7 protein-coding genes are annotated in these 9,690 nt (G+C 72.5%); 2 read left to right on the forward strand and 5 right to left on the reverse strand.

The genetic code is table 11. The features are described from left to right. Positions 1 to 434: 434 nt before the first annotated feature. Positions 435 to 1,562 (forward strand): AI-2E family transporter, encoded by a 1,128-nt coding sequence (locus tag AB0H81_RS41565; RefSeq protein ID WP_358386986.1) that lies wholly within the window; start codon positions 435 to 437, stop codon positions 1,560 to 1,562. On the opposite strand, the gene AB0H81_RS41570 is transcribed toward AB0H81_RS41565, so the two are convergent. From AB0H81_RS41570 to AB0H81_RS41580, 3 genes are read right to left on the reverse strand one after another with little or no spacing between them, the layout of a single operon-like run. Next, positions 1,555 to 2,313 carry a helix-turn-helix transcriptional regulator gene (locus tag AB0H81_RS41570; RefSeq protein ID WP_358386989.1) on the reverse strand — a complete coding sequence of 253 codons (759 nt, stop codon included), beginning with the start codon at positions 2,311 to 2,313 and terminating at the stop codon, positions 1,555 to 1,557. The two genes, AB0H81_RS41565 and AB0H81_RS41570, sit on opposite strands and share 8 nt — an antisense overlap. Positions 2,314 to 2,347: 34 nt before the next feature. After that, positions 2,348 to 3,214, reverse strand: coding sequence for a hypothetical protein (locus tag AB0H81_RS41575; RefSeq protein WP_358386992.1), 867 nt, complete (start codon positions 3,212 to 3,214; stop codon positions 2,348 to 2,350). Between the two features lie 52 nt (positions 3,215 to 3,266). Next, a complete protein-coding gene (locus tag AB0H81_RS41580) occupies positions 3,267 to 4,652 on the reverse strand; it encodes a hypothetical protein (protein ID WP_358386995.1) in 1,386 nt (461 codons plus the stop codon). Positions 4,653 to 4,767: 115 nt separating this feature from the next. Between AB0H81_RS41580 and AB0H81_RS41585 the strand changes: the two genes are divergently transcribed. Continuing rightward, entirely contained in the window at positions 4,768 to 6,387 is a 1,620-nt protein-coding gene (locus AB0H81_RS41585) for a molybdopterin-dependent oxidoreductase (protein ID WP_358386998.1), read from the forward strand. Here the strand turns inward: AB0H81_RS41585 and AB0H81_RS41590 are convergent. Together AB0H81_RS41590 and AB0H81_RS41595 are read right to left on the reverse strand one after the other, a co-directional pair. After that, on the reverse strand, positions 6,377 to 8,026 hold the full coding sequence (locus AB0H81_RS41590) for a carbohydrate binding domain-containing protein (RefSeq protein WP_358387001.1): 1,650 nt from the start codon (positions 8,024 to 8,026) through the stop codon (positions 6,377 to 6,379). The genes AB0H81_RS41585 and AB0H81_RS41590 overlap by 11 nt on opposite strands. A gap of 120 nt (positions 8,027 to 8,146) precedes the next feature. Continuing rightward, a complete protein-coding gene (locus AB0H81_RS41595; protein ID WP_358387004.1) occupies positions 8,147 to 9,574 on the reverse strand; it encodes a carbohydrate-binding protein in 1,428 nt (475 codons plus the stop codon). Positions 9,575 to 9,690 lie beyond the last annotated feature (116 nt).

Genomic DNA, 9,690 nt, shown 5'->3' on the forward strand with positions numbered 1-9,690 from the left:
GCGACGGGGTCATGCATGTATTCATGCACTGGCTTTTAACACACTGTTGAGTTCTCAAGAAACGGACGCGTACTCCCCGATACTGCGAGAGGCGCTTTTCGCTTCGTTTTCGTTGTGTCTTTATTCTTTCAGCGACCGTATTCTCTGTCAAATTCGGCGCTTTCGGAATTCCGACCGCACCCCGTCTCCGGGGCAACTCTCCAAACCTACTCCAACATCTGACCGATGTCAAAGCCGCTGTCCAGAGGCACGGTGCAGGGCACAGTGGTCCGCCGGATGGCGATCAAGCTAGGAGGTGGCCCCCGAGCGAGGCCGACGATCACCGCCGTCCTCGTGGGACTGGTGAACTCTATGCAGCCCTCTCCGAACCGTCAAATCAACGGAACCGCCTTCCTCCATCGGTGTTTCCTCCCGGCCACGGGTAGGTACACGGCGTGAGCGATCAACCCATTCCTCGAGCGCTCATCGTCCTGCTGGGCATGGCCGGCGCGGTGGTCACCCTGTTCGGGGTGCGCGAGGTCGCGTCCATCGTCGGCCCGGTCGTGCTGGCGCTCGTGCTGGTCATCGCCGTCGCTCCGGTGCGCGGCTGGCTGGCCCGGCACGGCGCGCCCGGCTGGACCCAGGTCATCGTGCCGTTCCTGATCGTGGTGCTCGTCCTGCTCGGCATGGTGGCGGTGCTGACGTTCTCGGTCACGCAGCTCGCCGCGCTGCTCCCGACGTACGCCACCCAGTTCCAGAAGCTGCTGGCCGACGCCCTGAGCTTCGCAGCCGCCCACGGCGTCACCAATGCGGAGATCAACAAAGCGATCCAGACCGTCGACGTGGGCAAGGTCGTCGAACTCGCGCAGAGCCTGCTGTCGAGCCTGCTCGGCGTGCTGTCCAGCCTGTTCCTGATCGTGGTCCTGCTCCTCGCGATGTGCCTGGACGCGCCCGTGACCCAGCGGATCCTCGAGGCGGGCAAGGGCCAACGGCGCCAGTTGGTGACCGCGCTGGCCATGTTCGCCGAGAAGACACGGCGCTACCTCATCGTCTCCACGGTCTTCGGCCTGATCTGCGCGGTGCTGGACACGGTGGCCTTGTCGATCCTCGGCGTGCCGCTGCCGGTGCTGTGGGGCGTGCTCGCGCTGATCACGAACTACATCCCGAACGTCGGGTTCGTCCTCGGCCTCATCCCGCCCGCCCTGCTGGCTCTGCTCGACGGCGGCATCAAGCAGATGGTGCTGGTCATCGTCGCGTACTGCGTCATCAACGTAGTGATCCAGTCGTTCATCCAGCCGAAGTTCCTGGGTGACGCGGTGGGGTTGTCGACCACCACGACGTTCCTGTCGCTGATCCTGTGGACCTTCGTGCTGGGCCCGCTGGGCGCCCTGCTGGCAATCCCGCTCAGCCTGTTCGCGCGGGCCCTGCTCGTGGACAGCGACCCGAGGGCGACCTGGGCGGCCGCGCTGTTGTCGGGTACGCCGCCGGAGGAGCCGCCCGCCGCGGCGCCACCGGGAACCCCGCCTCCCGCGGCAGAGAAGGGTTCGGCCGAGAAGCGCACCGTGCCCAGGCCCCTCAGATGAGGAGGCGGCTCAGCGGGACGCCGCTCAGACGCTTGACGTCGTGGGACAGGTGGGCCTGGTCCGCGTAGCCGGACATGGCCGCCGCCTCGGCCGGCGACACGCCCGAGCGGGCCAGCCGCAGCGCGCGCTGGAAGCGGACGACGCGCTGGAGCGTCTTGGGCGGGTAGCCGAAGCCGGCCACGCTCCTGCGGTGGAGCTGCCGCTCGCTGAACCCGAGCTCCCAGGCGGCCTCGCGCACGCTCAGCCCCGACCGCAGCGCCGCGACCAGGGCCGGGGCCGCGGGGTCGGCCGGGGCGGTCTCCCGCAGGCGGACGGCGACGGCCCGCCTCATGAGCCGCAGGCGCTCGTCGAGCAGGCGCCGGGGGCCGGACGGCGCGGACGGCGCGGTGCCGGGTGAGGAGGCGGGCGAGAGGGAAGGCGCGGTGTCGGGCGAGAGGTACGGGCTCCAGGCCGCGGCGTTGAGCGCGGCGAGGGGGACGCGCCGGTCGCGAAGCCAGTGGACGGGCACGCCGAACACCTCGCCCGTCGCCCCCGGCCTGAAGCGGATGCCGGCGAACACCTCTCCGGCGCGCATGGGCGCGGGCATCGGCCCCGTGTCGGGACCCGCGACGAAGAGGCCGGCGGGACCCCAAATGAGGTCGACGCAGCCGTCGGGCACCACGAGCTGCGTGCCGTCGGTCTCGGGGATCTGGCCCCAGGCGCACACGACCCGGTCGGCGAGCTCCGGCGTGGGCGGCCGCTCCTCGTACATGCCTCCACGCTAGGACACGCCACCGACAACCCGCTCAGGCGTCGAGCCGGCCGTACGCGCGCAGGGTCTTGAGGCGCTCGACGGTCACGTGGCCGCCCCACTCGTGCTCCACCACGGGCGTCCACATCAGCCAGTTGCCGCTCCACCCGCCTTCCGGCGACTGGGCGGCGGCCAGCGCGTCCAGGTGCCGGTCCAGCAGATCCGCGTCGAACAGCGGAAGCCGCGACGGCGCCGGGGCGAAGTCCAGCGGGAAGTGGGCCTCTCCCGGAGCGCCGGGGTCGAGGGCGACGGTGTCCAGGACGGCCTCGCGCAGGCGCCGGAACTCCGCCTCGGCCCGCTCCCGGTCCGGCGCCTCCTCCAGGAAGGCGACGATCGCCCGCGCCTCGTACGGGGTGGTCCGCTCGACCTCGGCGATCCGGGTCCAGCCGAACGCGGTGGCCCGCTCCAGCCAGGGGTGGACGGCGCGGTGCTTGTGCAGGAGCGCGGCGATCGAGGCGGTCGGCACCAGGTTGCCCGGCGGGTCGTCATCCGTCTCCCACCACGGCGCCCGCGCGGTGTCGCGCACGCTGGGCAGCACGAACGGCACGCCGCCGTCCTCGGCGGTCACGGACAGCAGGTAGTCGCACGCCCTCGGCACCATCGGGTCGGCGAACGCGTCCAGCTCGTCGAGGATGTGGAAGGCCACCTCGACCGGCTCCGGCTGGCTGGCCGCGCCGCGCAGGTCGGGTTCGAGGGCGTTGCCGAAGCCGCCGTCGGCGTTCTGGTAGCAGCGCAGCACGTCGAGGGCCCGGTCCCTCGATCCGCCGGCGAACAGCGCCTCGAACCGCAGCCGGTCGAGCAGCCGCCCGTGGAGCTCCAGGTAGGCGGCCGCCCGGGTGAGCGTGTCGGTCTTCATGTCCATGAGCGGAAACTACCCGGCACGGCCCGCCCGGCTCTTGGAGAAATCGGACGCCTCAGACGGCCGACGTGACACGGGCCTTCCCCGTGGACACGGCGGGGGCCGTCACGCCGGTCGCGACCCGGCGGCCCCACGGCATGGCGACGAGCAGCACCGGCAGCAGCACGATCGACGCCCGCGACCAGTCGGAGTGCATCGCCCACCAGGTGTTGACGTCGAACTGGGTCATGTACACGTAGCCGTACGCCGCCCACGCCGACGCGCCGAGGATCGCCGGCCAGGCGAACCGCGTGGGCCGGGCGATGAGGAACGGCATGAACCACAGCAGGTACTGGGCGCCGAGCCGCGGGGTCACGACCATGAAGATGAGCAGGATGGCCGTGGTCATGTCGATCGGGTCGGCCCGCCGCCACAGGAAGATGACGCCGATGACGCAGGCGTAGATGAGGTTGGTGCCGAACTTGGCGAGGTCGGGCCGCAGCGCCCACTCGCCGTTGGTGTACCACGGGGTCCAGCCCCACTCGCCGACGATCGGGCGGATGTCCTGGATGGTCTTGATGACCTCCGGGATCTGCTGGAGCGAGGTGCCCGCGAAGACCGGCAGGGTGACGAGGAAGAACAGCGGCACGAGACCGGTCACGAACAGCGCCGCCACGCGGGCGCGCAGGTGCGGCAGGAGCAGCAGCATGCCGGGGACGAGCCAGATCGGCCAGCTCTTGGCGCACAGAGCGAGGCCCATGAGCAGGCCGGCCAGGGCGGCCCGCTTGAGGTCGGCGCGGTCGGTCGGTCCGGCCGTCAGGGCCCGGCGCAGCAGGCCGCCGGGGCCGAGCACCCGGTAGGCGGCCGTGCGCCAGCCGTAGGCGGTCACCCCGCGGCGGACGCGGGCCACGACCTGGGTGCTGATGCCGGCCCGCTCGGGTGAGCCCGGCCCGCGGGCCACCACGAACGCGGCCACGCCGAAGACCAGCGCCACCGGCTCGACCTGGCCATGGATGCAGGCCACCAGCAGCGCGAGCGGGTTGAGCGCGTACTGCAGGGCGCGCAGCGACGCCTTGGGGCCGCCGGCCAGCTTGGCGACGAGCGGGATCAGCACGATGTCGGCGACCACGGTGACCAGCCGCCCGGCGTACTCCCACGGGATGCCGAACCAGAGCAGGATGCCGTAGACGTACGGGATCGTCGGCAGGAAGTGCCAGCCGCCCTCGCTGGCGAGCACAGGGTCCTTGCCGTTGAGCACGGCCTCGCCCGCGGGCTTGAAGCTCTCGACGAAGTCGACGGGCTGCCATTTGCCGTTGGCCGCGGTGAACAGGAGCAGCGCGCGGACGGCCACGCCCACGACGACGGCGACGATGATGGGCGGCCGCCAGTCGCGCCACTGGGCGACGATGGCGAAGACGACTCCCGCGACGAGCACGGTCCCTGTGAGAAATGCGTAGTCCATGGCGGGTCTAGCCTGCCGTACTCCCCTGGATGCTTCCACTTGTGAAGGCATTCTTATCCCTGACATGGCGGGTCGTACCGCGATAGACCGTAACCCTCTGTGCTGAACTCTTTTCATGGGGGGATCGCAGGTCAACCGGGCTCTGGTCCGGCTCTACTTCGAGGTGAAAGATGAGCTTCGCGACCCGGTCGCCGCCTGGGCGAAACTCACAGCAAACTCTGAGGTGTACCGCAGGGCCCGCGGCGGGCGGCGGGTGCCGCTGGACGACGGCACGGCCGCGGAGCTGACGGCCGCGGCGATCGTGCACACGACGGCCGAGTACGGCGCGGACCGGGTGGCGGCGCTCGCGGCCTCGCCGCTGGCGGGGCTGGTGGCGGCGCTGGGCGGGGCGGTGCTGACCGAGCAGCCGAGCGCGCCGGGGCAGGTGCTCGGACCCGGCTTCCGGGGCCCCGAGCCGGACGACTGGCCGCGCGCGGCGTACGTGATGCTGTGGGGGGAGAACAACCGGCTGATCCGCACGTCGGGCGCGCCGTGGGTGATCGCCGGGCGCTACAAGGGGCAGAAGGTCGTCGCGATCGGCCCGCACCCGACGCGGCTGTCGGACGAGACGCTGGTCGTGCGGCCGGGCACGGACGGCGCGCTGGCGATGGCGATGGGCCACGTGCTGCTCAAGGAGTTCCTGCTGGAACGGCCGGCGTTCGCCGGGCACGCGCTGGACCGCACGGACCTTCCGTTCCTGGTGCGGCTGCGCGAGCTGGGCGGGGCGTGGGTGGCGGGCTGCGGGATCGGGCGGCGCGCCGACCGGCTCAGCGTGTACGGCGGGCCGCGCGGCGAGTCGGTGGAGGTGCTGCTGCCGCGCTTCGACGACGGGCCCGGCGTGCTGCGGCGCGGCGTGCCGGTGCGGCGGTACGGGGACCTGCTGGTGACGACGGTGTTCGACCTGCTGCTCGCGGTGTACGGGGTGTCCAGGGAGGGGCTGCCCGGCTGCTGGCCGGCGGGGTACGAGGACCGGGCCGAGCCGTACACGCCGGCCTGGCAGGAGCCGCTGACCGGGGTGCCGGCCGCGCGGGCGGTCAAGGTGGCGCGGGAACTGGGCGCGACGGCGGAGCGGACGGGGGGCCGGTGCGTGATCGTGCCGGGGCGGCTGGAGACGTCGCACGCCGACACCGCGTACCGGGCCATGCTGGCGCTGCTCGTGCTGACCGGGTGCGGTCATGGGTGGGCGCAGGAGGGGGCGGGCGACGAGGTGCCGCTGGTGCCGTACCTGTGCCTGCACGCCCTGGGTGAGGACGGCGCGAACGTGGGGAGGCTGTGCTGGCCGCTGGCCGACGGCGTGCTGAGCGGGCGCACGGCGCGTTCGGTGCTGGTGGAGGCGGTGCGCGACGGCCTGCCGATGGCGCCGGCGCCCCGGGTGCTGGCGCTGCCGCGGCCGATCTACCCGCTGCCGCCGGAGCTGGACCTGCTGATCGGGCCGGACGACCGGTGCGACGTGGCGCTGCCGGAGGCGGGGCTGGTGGCCGACGCGGTGGCCAAGCTCGCGGTGGGCCGTGTCGAGCCGGCCCCGGCCCGGGCGCAGGATCCGCCCGTGCCGAAGCCGATGCGGCTGATGGTGGACCACGCGTGGATGCACGAGTACGGGGAGGCGCTGCCGACGTACCGGCCGCCGGGACCGGGTCTGCCGCTCAAGCCCACGCATCTCGTGCCCTACATGCCGCTGACCCCCTTCAGCCCGTGAAGCCCTTGAAGATGCCGGTGAACTCGTAGGCCGTCTGGGCGATGCCGCTGCACGTCGGTGAGACGCCGCCGCCGGGGCAGCCGCCGTTGTCGCGGCCGGCCGACCAGAAGCCGACGAAGCCGATGTGGTTGGCGTCGGCCCACGCGCGCAGCTTGCGGGCGTCGGCCTGGGTGGTGGTCATGCCGGTGTCGTTGCGGCCGATCATCGGGGTGACGCCGAGCATCCGCCTGAGCTGCGCGTCGGACCGGGACGGCCACACGGTCCTCATCTGGGCGAGGGTGGCCTGGGCGGCCGAGATCATGGCGTCGCCCCAGGAGCCGGTGTGGCCGAAGTTCATGAGCATCGGGTTGACGGTCACCTCCAGCCCGCGGGCGGCGGCGTCCTGGAGGATCTGCAGGGAGAACGGGTCCACGCCGTAGTCCTGGCCCTGGACGCGGAGGGTGTAGCTGACGGTCGTGCCGCGCTCGGCCTGGAGCTGCCGCAGGGCGGTGTTGACCTTGGCCACGTCGATGGACGCCTCGACGTCCACGTCCAGATGGTTGGTGCCGACGGTGTCGAGCACCTTCTTGTACGCGGCGAGCAGCGCGGCGGAGCCGCCGCAGGTGTGCTCCAGGTACGGGCCCATGGCGCCGCCGCTGGCCACGATCACCTGGCCGCCCTGGGCCTGGAGGGCCTTGACGTCGCCGATGATCCGGGCGTCGGCGAGCGGGATGGTGCCGCCCCAGGCGGGGTTGCAGCCGGTGCTGTCGCCGAGGACGAAGGCGAGCGTGTAGTTCTTGACGCCGGTGGCCGAGGCGGCGCCGGCCAGGGAGGGCGTGGTCATGGTGATGTCGATGTACGGGGCGTACCTGATGGCGCCGGTGGGCGGCGGGGCGGTGCCGGTCGTCCGGCCGCTGACGGAGGGGCTGTAGGCGGAGCAGTTGCCCGCGGCGTCGCAGGCGCGCACGCGGAAGCCGTAGGTCGTCTCGGCGCTCAGGCCGGTGGCGGTGTAGGTGGTGGAGGTGACGGCGGCCGGGGCGCCGTCGTCGCGGGAGACCTCGTAGCGGGCGACGCCGCCGGAGTCGTCGGTGGAGGCGTTCCAGGTGAGGGTGAGGCTGGAGCCGGTCGAGCCGCCGGCGGACAGGCCGGTGGGCACCGTGGGCGGCCGGGTGTCGGGGGCGCCGCCGGGGCCGTCGAGGACGACGTCGTCGGCCAGGTACGGGGGCTGGCCGTACCAGCCGTTGACGTGCACCGTCACGGACGTCGTGCCGGCCGGGGTGGTGAAGGAGGTGGACAGCTGTGCCCACTGCGCGCCCGGGGTGCCCCAGGTGCTGGTCTCCACGCCCGCGCCGGTGGCGCCGAGGAAGACGTACGCGCCCTGCGCCCAGGCGGACAGCCGGTAGGTGGCGCCGGGCTGGACTGCTACGGTCTGGCCGCAGCGGGCGTGGTCGCCGCCGGCCGGGGTGCCCTGGAGGGCGCGGGCGCCGCCATGGACGGGCGAGGAGACGGCGGCGGTCGTGCCGGCGCAGGTCCAGCCGGGCAGGCCCGACTCGAAGCCGGGGTTGGCGAGGACGTTGGCGGCGGCGGCCGGGGAGGCGTTCAGCGTGGTGAGGCCGGCGGCGAGCGTGACGGCGGCCGTGAGGGTGCGGAGCAGCTTCATGGGGGTGTCCTTTCGCGGGACTCCCGGGAACGCCCCACCGCGGGACATGTGCGGCGGGGCGTTCCTCCGGGGCCTGCTGTACGGCCGGGCGCGGGGTGGCGGCCGGGCCGTCGTGGCGGGTCAGAAGCCGGCGGTGATCCGGGTGAACTCCCAGTCGCTCTGGGAGATGCCGCTGCAGTTGGACACGACGCCACCGCCGGGGCAGGGGCGGTCGCGGTTGACGGCCCAGTAGGCGAGCCTGGTCAGGCCCTTGCTCCTGGCCCAGTCGCGGATCTGGGTCCAGGTGGACGGGGTGGTGAGCTCCTGCTGGTCGGACAGGCCGTTCATGCCCGAGATGCCCATGCGTGAGTACGCCTGGGCGTCGCTCCAGCCGAACGCGTTCTTCAGGGCGTTCTTCAGGCCCTCGGAGGCGTTGACGGTGTCCTGGTAGATGTTGGTGCCGCCGAAGTCGAAGGGCATGATCGTGTAGTTGTCGATCGGCACGCCGAGGGCCTTCGCCTGGTTGATCAGCCGGATGCCGTGGGCGTTGGGGCCGGTCTTGGTGGTGCCGAAGGTGACGACGACCTTGACGTTCGGGTTGTTCTGCTTGACGATCTTCAGGCCGTTCAGGATGCGGTCCTGGACGGTGTAGTTCTCGAACTCGTCGGTGTTCTCGATGTCGAAGTCGACCACGGCGGGGCCGACGGCGTTGATGACCTGCTGCACCGCGCCGGCGAACGCCTGCGGGGTGGAGCAGTTCGGGCCGAGCTTGTTGCCCTGCCAGCCGCCGAAGGAGATCTGGACGCTGCCGCCCGCGGACTTGATCGCCGAGATGGCCTGCGCGTCGGCGCCGCCGGTCAGCGGGCGCTGCCCGTCCCAGGCGGGGGTGCAGCCGCCGCTCGACAGGATGAACGCCATCGTGAACGACTTGACGCCGGTCGCGCTCATGACCGATGCGGGGGCGGGCGGGTTGCCCCAGCCCATGTAGAGGTACGGGGCGCCGGGCATCTTGGAGCCGCCGCCGCCCGTGCAGCCGCCGGTGGTGCCGGTCACCGAGGCGCCGGCCGACTCGCCGGCCGAGTTGTAGGCGCGGACCGTGTAGGTGTGCGTGGTGCAGGTGCCGAGCGAGCCGATCGTGGCCGAGGTGCCGGACACCGTGGCCCGGTTCGTGGAGCCCTCGTAGACGCGGTAGCCGGTGACGGTGCCGGTCGAGGCGGTCCAGGACAGGGAGATCGAGCTGTTGGTGGTGGCAGTGACGTGCGGGGAGCCGGGGGCGGAGGGCGCGCCGGGGTTGCCGCCGCCGCTGACGGGCTTCCACAGGGCCGGGACGATCGGGGGCTCCCAGCCGGTCTGCGAGGTGTGGGCCTGGATGCACTCGTAGTCGGCGCCGTTGTAGGTGACGCGGGCGCCGACGGCGTACCAGACGCCCGGCTGCCAGTCGGCGGCGAGGGCCAGGGCGGCGGGTGCGGCGGCGGGTGCGGCGGCGCTCGCGGAGGTGGCCGAGGCCGGCGCGGTCGTGGCCGCTCCGGCGCCGATCATGGCGAGGGCTGCGAGTAAGGCGAGGAACATGCGACGGAGTCTCATGGCATTCCCTGGAAGTGCGGCTTCACGGGTTGGGGTGCTGAGGGCGCCCGGCGTGGCGGTAGGGGCGCGCCGGGGGGGGGGAGGGCGGGGCGGGCGGCGCG

This window comes from Nonomuraea sp. NPDC050691 (assembly GCF_040654455.1).
GTDB lineage: Bacteria > Actinomycetota > Actinomycetes > Streptosporangiales > Streptosporangiaceae > Nonomuraea.

What these genes read in the sequence shown, in the direction of transcription:
- AB0H81_RS41570 (WP_358386989.1), bottom strand. Translation starts at nt 2,313, where the DNA reads ATGTACGAGGAGCGGCCGCCCACGCCGGAGCTCGCCGACCGGGTCGTG.
- AB0H81_RS41575 (WP_358386992.1), bottom strand. Translation starts at nt 3,214, where the DNA reads ATGGACATGAAGACCGACACGCTCACCCGGGCGGCCGCCTACCTGGAG.
- AB0H81_RS41580 (WP_358386995.1), bottom strand. Translation starts at nt 4,652, where the DNA reads ATGGACTACGCATTTCTCACAGGGACCGTGCTCGTCGCGGGAGTCGTC.
- AB0H81_RS41585 (WP_358386998.1), top strand. Translation starts at nt 4,768, where the DNA reads ATGGGGGGATCGCAGGTCAACCGGGCTCTGGTCCGGCTCTACTTCGAG.
- AB0H81_RS41590 (WP_358387001.1), bottom strand. Translation starts at nt 8,026, where the DNA reads ATGAAGCTGCTCCGCACCCTCACGGCCGCCGTCACGCTCGCCGCCGGC.
- AB0H81_RS41595 (WP_358387004.1), bottom strand. Translation starts at nt 9,574, where the DNA reads ATGTTCCTCGCCTTACTCGCAGCCCTCGCCATGATCGGCGCCGGAGCG.